This window comes from Rhodococcus sp. IEGM1339 (genome assembly GCF_050321925.1).
Classification (GTDB): domain Bacteria; phylum Actinomycetota; class Actinomycetes; order Mycobacteriales; family Mycobacteriaceae; genus Rhodococcus; species Rhodococcus pyridinivorans.
Window position 1 is genome coordinate 249,699 of record NZ_JBNQFT010000002.1, and the last position, 15,601, is coordinate 265,299.

General features: G+C 66.6%; 17 protein-coding genes. 9 read left to right on the forward strand and 8 right to left on the reverse strand.

What is annotated here, in order from left to right; genetic code table 11:
* Nucleotides 1–155: 155 nt before the first annotated feature.
* Both ACQR3U_RS03880 and ACQR3U_RS03885 read left to right on the forward strand, forming a co-directional pair.
* Nucleotides 156–1,253: a 3-deoxy-7-phosphoheptulonate synthase gene (locus ACQR3U_RS03880; protein WP_217580158.1), complete on the forward strand. Its 1,098-nt coding sequence runs from the start codon at nt 156–158 to the stop codon at nt 1,251–1,253.
* Nucleotides 1,254–1,334: 81 nt separating this feature from the next.
* The gene (locus tag ACQR3U_RS03885) at nt 1,335–2,219 is read left to right on the forward strand and encodes a glycosyltransferase family 2 protein (protein ID WP_039587627.1); all 885 of its coding nucleotides are present in this window, start codon (nt 1,335–1,337) and stop codon (nt 2,217–2,219) included.
* A gap of 64 nt (nt 2,220–2,283) precedes the next feature.
* On the opposite strand, the gene thpD is transcribed toward ACQR3U_RS03885, so the two are convergent.
* From thpD to ACQR3U_RS03900, 3 genes are all read right to left on the reverse strand, one after another.
* Nucleotides 2,284–3,174, reverse strand: a complete 891-nt coding sequence (thpD, locus tag ACQR3U_RS03890) for an ectoine hydroxylase (protein ID WP_006551718.1) — start codon at nt 3,172–3,174, stop codon at nt 2,284–2,286.
* Nucleotides 3,175–3,367: 193 nt separating this feature from the next.
* Complete coding sequence (locus tag ACQR3U_RS03895) at nt 3,368–4,372, reverse strand: AraC family transcriptional regulator (RefSeq protein WP_006551717.1); 1,005 nt, start codon at nt 4,370–4,372, stop codon at nt 3,368–3,370.
* Complete coding sequence (locus ACQR3U_RS03900; RefSeq protein WP_230809742.1) at nt 4,373–5,566, reverse strand: pyridoxal phosphate-dependent aminotransferase; 1,194 nt, start codon at nt 5,564–5,566, stop codon at nt 4,373–4,375.
* A gap of 112 nt (nt 5,567–5,678) precedes the next feature.
* Here ACQR3U_RS03900 and ACQR3U_RS03905 point away from each other — a divergent pair, with 112 nt between their 5' ends.
* Nucleotides 5,679–6,263 (forward strand): carboxymuconolactone decarboxylase family protein, encoded by a 585-nt coding sequence (locus ACQR3U_RS03905; RefSeq protein ID WP_230809743.1) that lies wholly within the window; start codon nt 5,679–5,681, stop codon nt 6,261–6,263.
* 3 nt (nt 6,264–6,266) lie between these two features.
* On the opposite strand, the gene ACQR3U_RS03910 is transcribed toward ACQR3U_RS03905, so the two are convergent.
* Entirely contained in the window at nt 6,267–7,193 is a 927-nt protein-coding gene (locus ACQR3U_RS03910) for a sigma-70 family RNA polymerase sigma factor (protein ID WP_230809744.1), read from the reverse strand.
* Nucleotides 7,194–7,295: 102 nt separating this feature from the next.
* On the opposite strand from ACQR3U_RS03910, the gene ACQR3U_RS03915 reads away from it, so the two are divergent.
* Nucleotides 7,296–7,937 carry a GyrI-like domain-containing protein gene (locus ACQR3U_RS03915; RefSeq protein ID WP_230809745.1) on the forward strand — a complete coding sequence of 214 codons (642 nt, stop codon included), beginning with the start codon at nt 7,296–7,298 and terminating at the stop codon, nt 7,935–7,937.
* Nucleotides 7,937–8,431, forward strand: coding sequence for an NUDIX hydrolase (locus ACQR3U_RS03920; protein WP_024103064.1), 495 nt, complete (start codon nt 7,937–7,939; stop codon nt 8,429–8,431). The genes ACQR3U_RS03915 and ACQR3U_RS03920 overlap by 1 nt, the downstream gene beginning before the upstream one ends.
* 77 nt (nt 8,432–8,508) lie before the next feature.
* Here the strand turns inward: ACQR3U_RS03920 and ACQR3U_RS03925 are convergent, their stop codons facing one another.
* From ACQR3U_RS03925 to ACQR3U_RS03940, 4 genes are read right to left on the reverse strand one after another with little or no spacing between them, the layout of a single operon-like run.
* A complete protein-coding gene (locus ACQR3U_RS03925) occupies nt 8,509–8,922 on the reverse strand; it encodes a DUF302 domain-containing protein (protein WP_064255923.1) in 414 nt (137 codons plus the stop codon).
* Nucleotides 8,923–8,951: 29 nt separating this feature from the next.
* Nucleotides 8,952–9,221 carry a metal-sensitive transcriptional regulator gene (locus tag ACQR3U_RS03930; protein ID WP_024103066.1) on the reverse strand — a complete coding sequence of 90 codons (270 nt, stop codon included), beginning with the start codon at nt 9,219–9,221 and terminating at the stop codon, nt 8,952–8,954.
* 55 nt (nt 9,222–9,276) lie between these two features.
* Complete coding sequence (locus ACQR3U_RS03935) at nt 9,277–10,047, reverse strand: sulfite exporter TauE/SafE family protein (RefSeq protein WP_230809746.1); 771 nt, start codon at nt 10,045–10,047, stop codon at nt 9,277–9,279.
* Between the two features lie 23 nt (nt 10,048–10,070).
* A complete protein-coding gene (locus tag ACQR3U_RS03940) occupies nt 10,071–10,676 on the reverse strand; it encodes a rhodanese-like domain-containing protein (RefSeq protein WP_230809747.1) in 606 nt (201 codons plus the stop codon).
* A gap of 163 nt (nt 10,677–10,839) precedes the next feature.
* On the opposite strand from ACQR3U_RS03940, the gene ACQR3U_RS03945 reads away from it, so the two are divergent.
* From ACQR3U_RS03945 to ACQR3U_RS03960, 4 genes are all read left to right on the forward strand, one after another.
* Nucleotides 10,840–12,219, forward strand: coding sequence for an MBL fold metallo-hydrolase (locus ACQR3U_RS03945; RefSeq protein WP_230809748.1), 1,380 nt, complete (start codon nt 10,840–10,842; stop codon nt 12,217–12,219).
* A gap of 609 nt (nt 12,220–12,828) precedes the next feature.
* Nucleotides 12,829–13,914 (forward strand): ABC transporter substrate-binding protein, encoded by a 1,086-nt coding sequence (locus ACQR3U_RS03950; protein ID WP_230809749.1) that lies wholly within the window; start codon nt 12,829–12,831, stop codon nt 13,912–13,914.
* Nucleotides 13,911–14,738 carry an ABC transporter ATP-binding protein gene (locus ACQR3U_RS03955; protein ID WP_024103071.1) on the forward strand — a complete coding sequence of 276 codons (828 nt, stop codon included), beginning with the start codon at nt 13,911–13,913 and terminating at the stop codon, nt 14,736–14,738. Before ACQR3U_RS03950 ends, ACQR3U_RS03955 begins: the two co-directional genes overlap by 4 nt.
* Nucleotides 14,725–15,588, forward strand: a complete 864-nt coding sequence (locus ACQR3U_RS03960; RefSeq protein WP_006551692.1) for an ABC transporter permease — start codon at nt 14,725–14,727, stop codon at nt 15,586–15,588. The genes ACQR3U_RS03955 and ACQR3U_RS03960 overlap by 14 nt, the downstream gene beginning before the upstream one ends.
* Nucleotides 15,589–15,601: the final 13 nt, after the last annotated feature.

Genomic DNA, 15,601 nt, shown 5'->3' on the forward strand with positions numbered 1-15,601 from the left:
CGTGCATATTTCTGGTTTAGCAGGCCGGCCCGGGGTGGGTCGGTCGGCGTGACCGCGCGCTGACTTCTTCACCTACGAGCCGGATCCAGACCGGCTCGTCGGAATCTCAGGTTCTCTCGGGTCGGAATCCGAACCACCGAGAACAGGAACCATCGATGAGCCCCAGCACCGGAACCGCGACCACCGAAATCTCCACGTCGAATCTCGACGAACAGCGCACCGTCAAGGTCAGCCCTCTCGTCGCACCCTCCGAGATCCGTGCCGAGTACGCACCCGACGCCGTCGTCGCAGCGACCGTCCGTTCGGGCCGCGCCGGCACCGTCGACATCCTGAACGGCACCGACGACCGTCTCGTCGTCGTGGTCGGCCCCTGCTCCGTGCACGACCCCGCCGCTGCGATGGACTACGCGCGCCGTCTGGCCGCCAAGGCCGAGGAGCTGCGCGACGACCTGCACGTCGTGATGCGTGTGTACTTCGAGAAGCCGCGCACCACGCTCGGGTGGAAGGGCCTGCTCAACGACCCGCACCTCGACGGCACCTTCGATATCAACACCGGTCTGCGCATCGGCCGTAAGCTGCTGCTCGACGTCTCCGGTCTCGGCCTGCCCGTCGGCTGCGAGTTCCTCGACCCGATCCTTCCGCAGTACTACGCCGACCTGGTCACCTACGGAGCCATCGGCGCCCGCACCGCCGCGAGTCAGGTTCACCGCCAGCTGTGCAGCGCGCTGTCCATGCCCGTCGGCATCAAGAACTCCACCGAAGGTGACGTGCAGGTCGCGGTCGACGGCACCCGTGCCGCAGCGGCCAGCCACGTCTTCCCCGGCACCGACCTCGACGGTCAGGCCGCGCTGATCGAGACCGTAGGCAACCCGGACTGCCACGTCATCCTGCGCGGTGGCAGCGCGGGGCCGAACTACGACGCCGAGACCGTGGCCGACACGATGGCCCGCCTGCGCAAGGCCGGTCTGCCCGAGCGTGTCGTCATCGACGCAAGCCACGGCAACAGCCGCAAGGACCACAACAAGCAGGTCGACGTCGTCACCGATGTCGCCGAGCGCATCGAGGCCGGTGAGAAGGGCATAGTCGGACTGATGCTCGAGAGCTTCATCGAGGCGGGACGTCAGGACCTGACCCTCGGCGAGGCCGACAAGCTCGACTACGGCAAGTCGATCACCGACGCGTGCATCGACTGGGACACCACCGCCGCGCAGCTCGACCGCCTCGCGCAGGCCGTGCGCACCCGTCGCGGCTGAACCGTCTGCGGCGCGAAGGGCCGGCGGAGTCGTCAGCGATGACGAACCGCCGGCCCTCGTCGGTTCGGTAGCGTCGTTTCCATGACTACGAACAGGTTGTCGATCGTCGTGCCGGCCCACAACGAGGAGCGTTACATCGCGAAATGCCTTGCGGCGCTGCTCGCCCAGAAGTCGGAGATCCACGAAATCCTGGTCGTTGACAACAATTCGACCGATCGCACCGCGCAGATCATCGAAGCCATCGCCGCCGGCGAGCCCCTCGTGCGACGGATCGTCGAGCCAAGACCGGGTGTCGCATTCGCCCGCAATGCCGGATACGACGCGGCCACAGGAGATCTCATCGGACGGATCGATGCGGACACGCGGGTTCGTCCCGATTGGGCGCACACCGTCCGCAGTTTTTTCGCCCGCGACGACACCGCCGAGGTGGGAGCGATCAGCGGACTCAGCAACTCCTACGATTCCCCCTACCGCAGGCTCAAACAGTGGTACATCGACAAACGGGTCGCGCAAGGAACATTCGGCGGGGAACGGCGGATCGACAATCTGCACGGCGCGAACATGGCACTGCGACGCTCGGCGTGGGAGCGTGTCCGGGAGGTCGTCAGTACGGACCCGAGAATCCACGAGGATCTGGATCTGGCACTGTGTCTGCGTGAGGTGGACATCGAGATCGCCCAGCTGACCGATCTGTACGCCGACCTGTCGCCGCGTCGGGCCTACACCCCGCCCCGTGAGTACGCGGCCTATATCCAGTCGGGAATCGACACCTTCGAACTGCACGGCCGCCTGACGCCGGAGATCCTCAGGCTCATCCGTCTACAGTCACGTCTCCACGTTCTCGTGTATGCGGCATACCGGCCCTACGACCCCGACCTGGGCAGATTCACCCTCCGGCGAGCGATCTTCGGCTCCGGCGGACGTGCGATGCCGATCGACACGAAGGGCCGCACGCCGTCCCCCTGACGACGGGTGGCCGGGACGCCGCAGGACCGTCCCGGCCATCATCGTGGGATCTTCTCGCCTCAGGTCACCTCAGCGGCGTGAAATCGCGGCTGCCGAGATAGGGAGGACGCGGCCTCGAGGCGGCGAACGGCTCGACGAGCGTGTTCTCGACGCTGTTGAACACGACGAACAGATTCGAGCGCGGGAACGGAGTGATGTTCCCGTTGGAACCGTGCATGCAGTTCGAATCGAAGACCGTCGCCGACCCCGCCGGGCCGGTGAAGGTCGCGATACCGTGCTCGGCGGCCAAACGGGTGAGGGTGTCCTCGTCGGGCGAACCTGTCGGCGGAACGTGGGTGACCAGCGACTCCCGGTAGTAGTCGTCCGGCGTCTCACCGGCACACGAAACATACGTCTTGTGCGAACCCGGCATGATCATCAGACCGCCGTTGTAGCCGTAATTCTCGGTGAGGGCGATCGAGATGCTCAGAGCACGCGGCTTGGGCATGCCGTCCTCTGCGTGCCACGTCTCGAAGTCCGAATGCCAGTAGAACGGTCCACCGCGGAAGCCGGGCTTGACGTTGAGCCGCGACTGGTGGACGTACACCTCGGATCCCAGCAGTTGCCGTGCGATTCCGGCGATTTCGGGCCTGCGGACGATCGAGTCCACAAGATCGCTGAGCCGGTGCACGTCGAAGACCGAGCGGACGTCGCCGCTGCCCTTTTCGCGGACCACACGGTCGTCGTCGCCGAGTTCCCGGCCGAGTCGTGAGGTCTCCTCCAGAAGGTTCCCGACGTCGTGGGCGGCGAGAAGTCCTTCGGCGGTGTGGAACCCGCGGCGGTCGTACTCGATCACGGCCTCGGCGTCGAGCGGCCCGCCGGCAGCCGAACCCCAGACGACGGGATCCTTCCTCTCGACGGACTCGCAGGCGGTGCGACCGCGGGTCGGATAGTCGTCGCGAACGGTCGTGCGCATAGCTCGTAGATCACCCTCTCGAAAGTCGATGACGGTTCGCTTCCGACGTTCCCACTGAAAATGCAGGAATGCAAGCCGGGCCCCGACATGTCCGCGTACCGACTCCTCGCCCATAACTCCTGGTCGAATCGAGTTTCGTTCCGGAACCGGCCGGGTATCCGGCGGCGTCGCGACGGTCGGCAGCCGATGCGCGTCAGCGGTGCTCTCGGTATGCGCGAGGGGTGTTTCCGGTCCACCTCTTGAACGCACGGCGGAAGGCGCTCGGCTCGGAGAAACCGAGCCGGGACGACAGATCGTCGACCGCTTCACCGCGTCTCAGGCCCGCGATCGCGAGGTCGCGGAGGACCTCCTCGCGCAACTGCCCCAGCGACGTGCCCTCCTGGCGTAGCAGGCGTCGCAGATGGGGAGGGCTCACCGCGAGCCTGCCGGCGATGTCCTCGGCGGTCGCCGTCCGGCCGTCGATGCCCGATTCGAAGATCCGCCGCACCTGGGACGACACCGTCGACTCGTATTCACGTTCGGAGAGAATGAGATTCGGAGAATCCCGCAGGTACTCCTCGAGTGATTCCTCGGTCTGCACGAGTGGCGACTTCAGTGCAGCATTGTCGATCTCGAGCGCGGCCCGTCCCGCACCGAAGGTCACCGGCACGCCGAAGATCGCGTCGTAACTGCGGGCCAGGACGGGATCGGGTTCGGTGTACGGCAGAAACACCGACCCGAGGGGGACACGCCCACCCACCAGCCACGCGGCGAAGCGGTGCAGCAGCATGAGAAGGAAATCCACCACCACGCGGGTCTTGTCGTCCACGACCTCCGGCAGTTCCACGTCCAGGAAGGTGGTGGACGCACCCGGGGTCAGGCTCAACTGCGGCAGGGACCGGATGACATGGTTCACCTCGATCATCCGTTGCAGAGCGTGGTCGAGATCGGGTCGGTGGATGAGGGTCAGGCACATAACCCGGAAGGTGCCGCGGGGCACGGGAGCCGCTGCGATGCCGAAGAGTTCGTCGTCGGTGATCTGCCAGACCACCTGCGTGAAACGACTGACCTGGGCGGGCGTGAGCCGGGCATGGGGATGGGTGAGCACCGCGCGGCTGATGCGTGCTGCCTCGAGGGCCGGTTGCAGATCGATGCCCTCCTCGGCTCCCACCTGTACCGCTCGCGACACGAAGTCCGACGGGATGGTCGGTCGCAACATCTAGCGCGCCTCCTGCAATCCGTTCAGACGTGCCACCGCTTCGGTGAGCACCTCGTCCCGTTTGCAGAACGCGAAGCGCACCAGATGGTTCCATGGCGCGGTGTCGTCCACGAAGACGCTCACCGGTACCGCGGCCACCCCGATGCGGCCCGGAAGTTCCCGGCAGAAGGCCACCGCGTCGGTCCGGCCGAGGGGTGTCTGATCGGCGCACACGAAATACGTTCCGGCGGAGTCGAACACTCTCAGGCCGGCCTCGGAGAGTGCGTGGGACAGGAACGTTCGCTTGCGCTCGAGGTCGGCGCGCATCGACGCGATCCATTCCTGTTCGTGCGTCAACGCATGTGCGACCGCCGGTTGGAAGGGCGCCCCACCGACGAACGTCATGAACTGTTTCGCGGCGCGCACCCCGTCGATCAGCTCGCGCGGGCCCATCGCCCACCCGATCTTCCATCCGGTGACGTTGAAGGTCTTGGCGGCACTCGAGACCGTGATCGTCCGTTCGGCCATGCCGGGCAACGATGCGAGCGGGATGTGCGTGCGGCCGTCGAAGACCAGATGCTCGTACACCTCGTCGGACAGCACCAGCAGTTCGCGTTCGCAGGCGAGCTCGGCCAGGGCGGTCAGCGCTTCACGGTCGTAGACGGTGCCGGTGGGATTGTGCGGGCTGTTGACGACCAGCATCCGTGTCCGGTCGGTGACGGCGGCGCGCAGGGCGTCGACGTCGAGCACGAAACCGTTCCCGGAACGGGTCAGCGGCACGGTCCGTCGCGTCGCGCCGGCGAGCGCCACCGAGGCCGCATACGAGTCGTAGTACGGCTCCGTGAGGAGCACCTCCTCTCCGGGTTCGACGAGCCCGAGGATGGCGGCGCTGATCGCCTCGGTGGCACCGACGGTGACGAGCACCTCGGATTCGGGGTCGTGGTGCAGGCCGTACCGTGCGGCGCGGTCGGCGGCGATCGCCTCGCGCAGGACCGGCATGCCGGACCCGGGCGGGTACTGGTTGACCCCCTCGGTGATGGCGCGGCGGGCGATCTCGAGCATTGCGGGCGGGCCGTCGACGTCGGGAAATCCCTGCCCGAGGTTGATCGCGCCGTGCCGGACGGCGAGTTCGGTCATCTCGGCGAAGATCGTCGAGGCGAACGGTCGTAACCGGGAGACCGTACGAACTCGTCCCGAAGTCGTCGAATCAGCCATTCCTGCAGCGTAGCGCCCGCGGTGTCACATCCGTGAGGTCTGCCTCGTCTCCATGATGTAGGCCACCTCGAACCGGCGGAGTATCCGTCGGTCGCACCGGAAGGACACCGTCATGGCACGACTCGAAGCCGTCGCTCCCGACCGCACCGGTCCGATGACCCGTGCGATGTATGCGCTCGCCCGCCGCAGGTTCGGTTCGGTCCCCGAACCCTTCGCGGTGGCCGCGCACCATCCGCGGTTGATGCGTACGAGCGGAGTCCACGAGATGCTCGCCCAACGCGCCTCCACCGTCCTGCCCGCCGCGGTCCGGGAGATCGCCGTCTACCGCGTGGCGTGGACCGTCGGATGCTCGTGGTGCCTCGACTTCGGGACGATGCTGCAGCGACTGGACGGACTCGACACCGAACGACTCACCCACATCGCCGAGTACGAGACCTCCGATCTCTACAGCGACGACGAGAAAGCCGCGATCGCCTATGCCGATGCGATGACCGGCGACGTGGCGAAGGAGGTCACCGACGAACAGGTCGCCGACCTCGAGCGTCGTTTCGGGCAGGCGGGCGTCGTCGAACTCACCTATCAGATCGCGCTCGAGAACATGCGTGCGCGCATGAACTCGGCGCTGGGCATCCACGATCAGGGATTCAGCACGGACGCCTGCCGGGTACCCTGGGCCGACGAAGCCGGGAACGCATGACGCCTAGTCGAAGATGCTGTAGGGCAGGAGCACTCCGCGTCCGAGCTTCTCGGGGTTCGCGATGTCGTAGGCCGCCCAGATCCGTCCGTCCCGCACGGTCCACGCCGTTACGCGCGGAGGGAAGCCCGGCCGACCGTCCTCGGCCGGGCGACCGCGGTTCAACAGACCCATCTCGCCGTTGACGAGGACCGGTTCGAAGGCCGTCAACGCCTCGGCTCCGTAGAGCCGCAGCAGTCCGAGGATGAACCGCGCGACCTTCTCGGCTCCGACCACGACGTTCAGCGCCGTACGGGTCGTGCCGCCGGCGTCGCCGATCATGCGGGCGTCGGGATGGAGCGCGGCGACGACGGCGTCGAGGTCGGCGCCCGCGAAGGCCGCGACGAGCCGCCCGACGGCCTCCTCGTGTTCGGCCGGTGAACTCGGCGGTGGAACGGCCGAGACCGTACGGCGGGCGCGGGAGGCCAGCTGGCGGGCGGTCGGGGTGGCGACGCCGAGGATGCGGGCGATGTCGTCGAACGAGATGTCGAACGCGTCGTGGAGCACGAACGCCACGCGCTGTGCCGGCGTCAGGCTGTCGAGGACGACGAGCGCGGCCAGGCGGTTGTCCTCGTCGCGCACGATCTCGTCGAGCGGGTCCGGGGGAGCGAGGGAGCCGAGGGGCGCCACGACGGGTTCGGGCAGCCACTGGCCCACGTAGGTCTCGTGGCGCACCGCGGCCGAGCGCAGTCTGTCGAGGCACAACCGTCCCACGACTGTCGTCAGCCAGGCACGCAGGTCGCGCACCTCGGAGACATCCGCGCCCACGAGTCGCAGCCATGCGTCCTGCACGGCGTCCTCGGCGTCGGCGATGCTGCCGGTGAGGCGGTACGCCACCGACAGCAGGTGGGTGCGGTTCTCCTCGAATGTCTTCTGGGTGCTCTCGTCGAGCATGGGGACGATGCTAGACGCGATCGGCTGCGGGGCGAAGGGGTGTCGATCGCGCGTACGGATGCTGTCGGGCGCCTATTCTCGTCCTCGAACGGAAGGGGCGCCGTGGACAAATACGACATCAAGCGTGAGCACCGCGAGCTGTACTCGTGCTCGGCCGAGGATTTCGCCGAGGTGCACGCTCCCGAGTTCGACTACCTCGCCGTGGACGGCAAGGGTGATCCGAACGGTTCCGAGGAGTACGCCGATGCCGTCGAGGCCCTCTACTCGGTGGCGTACACCCTGAAGTTCACCTCCAAGAAGGAACTCGGGCGGGATTTCGTCGTCGGACCTCTCGAAGGCCTGTGGTGGAGTGAGGACATGACCACCTTCCTCACGCGGGACAAGGACTCCTGGTCGTGGCGCATGCTCATCGCGCAGCCGCCCTGGATCACCGGCGACATGATGAACGACGCGATCGAGATGGCGGGCGACAAGGCCCGGGCGAAGAAGAATCCGCTCCCGTCCCTGCCGCGTATGCGGCCGTTCCGGCTGGCGGAGGGCAGGGCGCTGCAGATCCTGCACGTCGGGCCGTACGACGACGAAGGCCCCGTCCTGCAGTGCCTGCACACGCAGGTGATGCCCGAACGAGGGGTGACGTTCGCCGGCGACCACCACGAGATCTATCTGTCCGACCCTCGCCGCACGGCCCCCGAGAAGCTGAAAACCATTCTGCGTCAACCTGTCGCAGGCATACAGGAGCAATGATGGCCGTCACCAGCGCAGGTCTGATGTTCTACCGCGTCGACGACACCGGTCTGCTCAGCGTGTGGCTCGTCCACCCCGGCGGCCCGTTCTGGAAGGGGAAGGACGAAGCGGCCTGGTCGGTGCCGAAGGGGGAGTACGGGCCGGAGGAGGACCCCCGGGAGGTCGCCCTGCGCGAGTTCACCGAGGAGTGCGGGGTCGAACCGCCGGACGTGCCGCTGTCGTTGCTCGGTCGCTACCGGCAGTCGTCCGGCAAGATCGTCAGCATCTACGCAGGAGAGACGACGGACGAGCTGGAATTCGTCGAAAGCAACACGTGCGAGGTCGAATGGCCGCCGAAGTCCGGTAAGCGGATCACGATCCCGGAGGTCGACGATGCGCGCTGGATCGTCGCGGCGGATGCCGAGACGAAACTGCACAAGGGGCAGCGGCCGGTGTTGGAAGCGCTGCGTACGCGATTGGACGAAGAAGGCCGGTACTACCGCGTCGAGCCGTAGTCCGGCAGCACCATCGGAACGAGGAACTGCCGGCGATCGACGCGAGCGCCTCGTCGTCGACCTCCGCAGCGCGTCTGTCAGTCCGCCACCGTGTCCGCTTTCAGTGAATCGATGGCGGCCTGCAGGGCGGTGGTGGCGTCATCGGCCACATCTGCGAGTCCCGGACTGTCCGCGACCTGCACCATCATCTGCGGGTTCATCGCGTCGACCACCACGGTGTCGGGGTCCTCGGGGTCGGTGCGGACCACGACGTTGCAGGGGAGCAGGAGCCCGATCTGCCGATCGACCGTCACCGCACGGTGGGCGAGCGGCGGATTGCACGCACCGAGGATCACGTAATCCTCCATGTCCTCACCGAGTTTTGCTTTCAGGGTGGCCTTCATGTCGATCTCGGTGAGAATCCCGAACCCCTGTTCGGACAGTGCCTTGCGGGTGCGTTCGACCGCATCGCCGAACGATGTGCGCAGCGTGGCCGTCAGTGCGAGTGCCATGAATTTCTGCCTTCCTCTCGAAGCGCCGGTCAGGCCAGGGCGAGGAAGAGCTTCTCGAGCTCGGCCTCGGTCATCGGCTCCTTGCCTTCCTCGGCGTTGCCGCTCATGCACTCCTTCAGGCCGGTTGCCACGATCTTGAATCCGGCGCGGTCCAACGCGCGCGACACGGCTGCGAGCTGCGTGACGACGTCCTTGCAGTCGCGGCCCTGTTCGATCATCGAGATCACTCCCGCGAGCTGGCCCTGGGCTCTGCGCAACCGGTTGAGTACCAGTGCGATGCTGTCTTCGTCGCCGACCATGGAAATGTCCTTTCGTAGACCTGCCGCCAGTGTACCCCCGGGGGTATGTTACGGGCTATTGTCGCAGGAAGACGGCATCGACGAGCACGTAGGTAGCCACCGCGAACACGAGCAATGCGAACCAGCGTTGTAGTCGACCCGTGTCGATACGGGAACCCAACCGGCTCGCGACCAGCGAGCCGACGATCGCCACCCCTGCGAAGGCGGCCGTGATCGACCAGTCGATGCTCGTGCCGCTCAGGTGCGAGACGAGTCCGGAAGCCGAGTTGGCGACGATGACCACCAGCGAGGTGCCCACCGCGACCGGCATCGTCACGCCGAGAAGCAGGACCAGGGCCGGGATGATGAGGAATCCGCCGCCGACACCGAACAGGCCGGTGAGGAAACCCACTGCCAGGCCTGCCGACGCCGAGCGCGGAACGCATCGGCGCCAGTCGATCCCGGAACCGTCCGTCGAGCACGCGGTCCCGGTGTTCCCACGCTCGGCGAGCATCCGCGCTCCCGCCGCCACCATCACCACCGCGAATCCGACGAGCAGTACGCGCTCCGGGAGCAACCGTCCCACCGCGCTGCCGACGAAGGTGGCGGGCAGACCGGTGAGAGCGAAGATGCCGGCCAGCCGCCACTGGACCTGACGGGCCCGCACCTTCGGCAGCGCACCTACCGTCGAAGCTGCGCCGACGACGATCAACGAGATCGGGATGGCCTCCTCGATGCTCAGCCCCATGCCGAAGACCAGTGCCGGCACTGCGAGAATCGAGCCGCCACCGCCGAGCAGGCCCAGTAGTACGCCGATCGCGGCACCGAAACCGAATGCGAGTGTCATGGTCGTCTCCACGTCGGGCGCACTCACTCCCGGTAGTCGGATGGAGTCGGCTGCTTCGATGCGATCAGTTGCGTGAGGACGGCCTGCGCGTCGCACGCGGCGCTGCGGTTGTACGGAAGCCTGGCGAGCAGCAGGCCCATTGCGCACGTGTTCGACAGTGCCGCGAAAGCCAACCCGCCACCGATTCCCGCCGCGAGCCACTTCAGTCTCGGGGCTGCGACGCTGCCGAGAATCGACGACAGCACGAGCGAACCGGCGACCAGCCGGACCTGGCGTTCGAGATCCCACCGTTCGAAACCGCGGTTGACGGGGAGATCGGCTGATTCCCACGCCAGAACGCCGCCGTCGAGGATGCGGATGTGGGAAAGGCCGGCTGCCCGCAAGGTCTGCTCGGCCTGCCCTGCGCGCTGTCCGGATCTGCATACCAGCACGATGCCCTCGTCGAGATGTGCGCAGAATTCGTCGCGGTGCTCCCGCAGCAGGTCGAGCGGCACGTTGTAGGAGCCGGGGATATGCACCGACTCGAACTCGCCCGGTGTACGGACGTCGACGATGCGCACGTGGCCGGCGGCATTCAGTGATTCGCGCAGGGTGTTCGGGTCGATGGTGGTCGTCGAGGACTCGGTCATGGGTGCCTTTCGGTGGGGTGGGGATCGGGAGGGGAGACGGGAACGGTCGCTGCGCGAAGGCCGTGCCTCTATCTCAATACCCCCGGGGGTACTTGACATACCCTAGGGGGTATATGGCAGGCTTGTCCACAACGAGGTCGAATCGACTCATTCGGAGGAATCCATGATTCTCGAGCAGTACTACATCGAGTGCCTCTCCCATGCGTCCTACCTCATCGGTGACGAGAACACGGGCAGGGCGGTCGTGGTCGATCCCCGCCGCGACATCACCGAATATCTTTCCGACGCAGAGAAGTACGGCCTGACCATCGAGGGTGTGATCAACACCCACTTCCACGCGGACTTCGTCTCCGGTCATCTCGAGCTGGTCGACGCCACGGGTGCGTGGATCGGATTCGGTGAAGCGGCGGAGACCGACTACCCGATCCGCCGTCTGCGTGACGGCGAGAAGTTGTCGCTGGGGGAGGTCGAACTCGAGATCCTGTCCACCCCGGGCCACACCTGGGAGTCGATATCGGTGCTGGTGCGCGAGCATTCCGGCGCCGTCCCGGCCGCAGTGCTCACCGGGGACTCGCTGTTCATCGGCGACGTCGGACGTCCCGATCTGGTCAACCTCGGCGACGGCTCGAGTGCCGATCTGGCTCGCGCGATGTACCGCACCGTGCACGAGAAGCTGCTGACATTGCCCGACGAAGTCGTCGTCATGCCTGCTCACGGTGCCGGTTCGTCCTGCGGGAAGAACCTGTCGAGCGAACTGACCTCGACCATCGGCGAGCAGCGCGCCACCAACCCGTCCGTGCAGCCCATGAGCGAGGACGACTTCGTCGGCCTGGTCACCGAAGGCCAGCCGGCAGCTCCGTCGTACTTCTCGGTCGACGCGGCGATGAACAAGCGGATGCACCCGCTCCTGGTGCAGGACCGCGCGATTCCCGAGTTGACGCCGGAACAGGTGAAAGACGAACTCGTCGCCGGCACACGTGTTCTCGATGCGCGTGGTGTCGACGACTTCGCCGCCGGGCACCTGCGCGGCTCGGTGAACGTCGGATTCGACGGCCGTTTCGCGGAGACGGGCGGCATGGTCGCCGAGGTCGGTGAGAGGATCGTGCTGATCACCTATCCCGGTGAAGAACAGAATGCCGCGGTGCGTCTCGCCCGCATCGGATCCGACGGTGCGGCAGGTTATCTGAACGTCGATCGCGACGGTGTCTTCCCCGCCGAACTCACCGGCCTGATCGAGACCGCCCGACGGACGACGGTCGAAGAACTCGACCGGTTGCTCGCCGACGATGCGGTCACCCTCGTCGACATCCGCAATCCCGGTGAACGCGAATCCGGTGTGATTCCCGGATCGGTTCCGATTCCGTTGGCACAGTTGCGCGCCCGTCTGGAACAGGTACCGGTCGGTAAACCGATCGTGGTGCACTGTGCAGGTGGGTGGCGTTCGAGCGTGGCGGCATCACTGCTGCGTGCGCAGGGTTTCGAGAACGTCACCGACCTGCTCGGCGGTTACAACGCCTGGGTCGCTTCCCGCCTGTCCGCCTGACCCCCATACGACAATCGATACGAGGAGATTCTCATGTGTTTTCCCGTGACGTGCCCGACCTGCGGTAGCACCGGCTGGGGAGGGTGTGGGCAGCATGTCGACGCCGTGATGGCGTCCGTTCCCGCAGCCGATCGCTGCACGTGCAGTTCCGGCAACGCGGACGGCGGACGGCGCCGGCGGAGCCTGTTCTCGCTTTTCCGCTCCTGACCCCTGCTGCATCGTCCCTACTGCAACGAAGGCCGGCACAGTCGATGTGTCGGCCTTCGCCGTGCGCGGGGCAGGAATCGGCCACTTCCGATCACGCTGCGCACAATCGTTGCGATCCTGCACGCGGGGCGGGGATGCTGTCACGGTCGCAGAACTTCGAAGGGGGACGGACCGTGTCCGAGTGTCGGTTGTGTTGTCGCTGAGAGACAACCACATCTCTTGCCGCTGACGAACAGCAGCGCCCGTCACCGCACCGCCGGTGCGTAGTTCGCTGTGCCCGGCATGCTCGGGCATCACATCACCGTGCCCGGCATGCTCGGGCATCACATCACCGTGCCCGGCATGCTCGGGCATCACATCACCGTGCCCGCACCACGGGCCGACACGAGGACTCGAATCCTGATGCCCGCATCCGCCCTGCGCAGAAATCTGCTGCGCGTCGTCGCTGCGACTGCAGCCTTCCTCACCCTCGCCTCCGTCGCCACGGCCTGCTCGGGTTCCGAGGCCACCACCACTGCGGACGGCAAGACCGTTCTCCGCTACGAGGGCTCGGCCGGACAGGTCGGGTTCCCTGAACTCGCCGAAGCGCTCGGATACTTCGAGAACGTCGGGCTCGAATGGATCGGCGACAACGGCAACGGCCCCCAGTCGCTCCAGAACACCGCGACGAACCAGGTCGACTTCGGCGGCGCGTTCAACGGTGCCGTGATCAAGGCGCAGGCCGGCAACTCACCGCTGACCTCCGTGCTCGCCTACTACGGGTCCGACGAGCAGACCTTCAACGGCTACTTCGTCCTCGAGGACAGCCCGATCCGCACCGCGCGCGATCTGATCGGCAAGAAGGTCGGCATGAACACCCTCGGTGCCCACCACGAATTCCTGGTGCGGGAGTGGCTCGCTCAGCAGGGCCTGACCCCCGAGGAGATCGCGCAGGTAGAGCTCATCGTGGTCCCGCCCGTCAACACCGAGCAGGCTCTACGCGAAGGACAGATCGACGTCGGGACGCTCGGCAGCGTGTTCCGCGAGACCGCGGTGGAACGGGGCGGCATCCGGCCGCTGTTCACCGACGAGTCCCTCTTCGGGTCGTTCTCCTACGGGACACTCGTGTTCCGCAACGACTTCATCGAGCGGAACCGCGATGTCGTCGCCGACCTGGTGCAGGGCACGGCCCGTGCCATCCGCTGGACCCAGGTGACCCCGCGCGAAGAGGTGATTGCGAAGTTCGAGGAGATCATCGACGGTCGTGGACGCAACGAGTCGACGAGCCTCGTCGCGTACTGGCGCAGCCCCGGCGTCGCCGGCCCCGGTGGGGTGATCACCGACCAGGAGATCCGGACGTGGATCGACTGGCTCACGCGCAACGGCGAGCTCGACGAAGGGCAGATCGAACTCGACGACGTCTACACGAACGAATTCAACCCCTACGCCAACGGCACCTACGAGCCCACCAGCGGCCCGAACGGCGAACCCCTCGAGGAGGCGAAGTGAGCGAGCCCAAACTCCGGATCGACCACGTCACCAAGAAGTTCCCGGTGCGCGGCACGAACGACACCTTCACCGCGCTCGACGACATCAGTCTCGACCTCGCCGACGGGGAGTTCCTCGTCCTGGTCGGACCGAGCGGTTGCGGAAAGTCCACCCTGCTCGACCTTCTCGGTGGTCTCACCACACCGACCTCGGGGCAGATCCTGCTCGACGGCCGGCCCATCTCTGGCCCCGGCCTGGATCGTGGAATCGTCTTCCAGCAGTACGCACTGCTCCCGTGGCGCACGGCCCGTAGCAACATCGAATTCGGTCTGGAGGCGAAGGGTCTGCCCAAGCGGGAGCGTCGCGATCTCGCCGGGCACTACCTCGATCTCGTAGGCCTGCACGGATTCGGCGACCGCTACCCGCACGAGTTGTCGGGAGGCATGAAGCAGCGCGTCGCCATCGCACGCAGCCTCGCCTTCGATCCCGAAGTGTTGCTCATGGACGAGCCGTTCGCGGCACTCGACGCCCAGACCCGCGAATCCTTGCAGGACGAACTGCTCCGCATCCGGCGCGAGACCGGCAAGACGATCCTGTTCATCACCCACGGCATCGACGAAGCCGTCTATCTGGGACAGCGCGTCGCGATCCTCACGTCCCGACCGGGTCGGATCAAGACCGTCGTCGACGTCGACATCGACCGGAACGTCGACGACGTCCGCTCGAGCGAAGCATTCCGGGCGCTGCGGCACGACATCTGGTCGCTGCTGCACTCGGAGGTGGCCCGCGCGCACGACCTCGAACTCGCCACAGCAACGGAAGAGGCCCAGCATGTCCAGCACTAGTGCCGTTCTGACGAAGCCCGAGCTCGACGACCGCATCACACCCGCAGTCACGCCGGCCGGATCCTCGGTGCGCAGCGTCGGGCGGCGTACCGGTGCCCTGGTGTGGCGTTTCGTCAAGCCGGCCGTCGCGATCGTCGCCTTCCTGGCGCTGTGGGAGATCGCTCCCCGGGTCGGGCTCGTCGACGAGGTGTTCCTGCCGCCGTTCACCACCGTGGTCGGAGCGTTCCTCGACCTGATCGGCAACGGTCAGCTCGCCGACCATCTGGCGGCGAGCCTGTCCCGCGCGCTCGTAGGGTTCTTCGTCGCCGTCGCGATCGCGGTGCCGCTCGGGGTGGCGATCGGTTGGTACAAGCCGGTCGCGGATCTGCTGAACCCGATCCTGGAGGTCTTCCGCAACACGGCCGCCCTCGCGCTGCTCCCGGTGTTCATCCTGATCCTGGGTATCGGGGAGACCTCGAAGGTCGCGCTGGTGATCTATGCGTGCACCTTCCCGATCCTCCTCAACACCATCTCCGGTGTGCGCACGGTGGATCCGCTGCTGGTGAAGTCCGCGCGATCGCTGGGTCTTCCGGCGCACCGCCTGTTCCAGAAGGTCGTGCTGCCCGCGGCCGTGCCGACGATCTTCACCGGTGTCCGGATGGCGGCGGCCTCGTCGATCCTGGTGCTCATCGCCGCCGAGATGGTCGGCGCGAAGGCCGGTCTCGGCTACCTGATCACCGCGTCGCAGCTGAACTTCCGGATCCCCGACATGTACGCGGGCATCATCGCGATCTCGCTCGTCGGGCTCGTCTTCAACGGCGTCCTCGTCGCGATCGAACGCCGCCTGTCGCGGTGGCGCGCCGACCAGTGATCCCCGCCGAACC

Coding starts and splice junctions, on each gene's coding strand:
- ACQR3U_RS03940 (WP_230809747.1), bottom strand. CDS start 10,676: ATGACCGAGTCCTCGACGACCACCATCGACCCGAACACCCTGCGCGAA.
- ACQR3U_RS03945 (WP_230809748.1), top strand. CDS start 10,840: ATGATTCTCGAGCAGTACTACATCGAGTGCCTCTCCCATGCGTCCTAC.
- ACQR3U_RS03900 (WP_230809742.1), bottom strand. CDS start 5,566: ATGGCTGATTCGACGACTTCGGGACGAGTTCGTACGGTCTCCCGGTTA.
- thpD (WP_006551718.1), bottom strand. CDS start 3,174: ATGCGCACGACCGTTCGCGACGACTATCCGACCCGCGGTCGCACCGCC.
- ACQR3U_RS03885 (WP_039587627.1), top strand. CDS start 1,335: ATGACTACGAACAGGTTGTCGATCGTCGTGCCGGCCCACAACGAGGAG.
- ACQR3U_RS03935 (WP_230809746.1), bottom strand. CDS start 10,047: ATGACACTCGCATTCGGTTTCGGTGCCGCGATCGGCGTACTACTGGGC.
- ACQR3U_RS03905 (WP_230809743.1), top strand. CDS start 5,679: ATGGCACGACTCGAAGCCGTCGCTCCCGACCGCACCGGTCCGATGACC.
- ACQR3U_RS03895 (WP_006551717.1), bottom strand. CDS start 4,372: ATGTTGCGACCGACCATCCCGTCGGACTTCGTGTCGCGAGCGGTACAG.
- ACQR3U_RS03950 (WP_230809749.1), top strand. CDS start 12,829: ATGCCCGCATCCGCCCTGCGCAGAAATCTGCTGCGCGTCGTCGCTGCG.
- ACQR3U_RS03925 (WP_064255923.1), bottom strand. CDS start 8,922: ATGGCACTCGCACTGACGGCCACGCTGCGCACATCGTTCGGCGATGCG.
- ACQR3U_RS03930 (WP_024103066.1), bottom strand. CDS start 9,221: ATGGTCGGCGACGAAGACAGCATCGCACTGGTACTCAACCGGTTGCGC.
- ACQR3U_RS03960 (WP_006551692.1), top strand. CDS start 14,725: ATGTCCAGCACTAGTGCCGTTCTGACGAAGCCCGAGCTCGACGACCGC.
- ACQR3U_RS03910 (WP_230809744.1), bottom strand. CDS start 7,193: ATGCTCGACGAGAGCACCCAGAAGACATTCGAGGAGAACCGCACCCAC.
- ACQR3U_RS03880 (WP_217580158.1), top strand. CDS start 156: ATGAGCCCCAGCACCGGAACCGCGACCACCGAAATCTCCACGTCGAAT.
- ACQR3U_RS03920 (WP_024103064.1), top strand. CDS start 7,937: ATGGCCGTCACCAGCGCAGGTCTGATGTTCTACCGCGTCGACGACACC.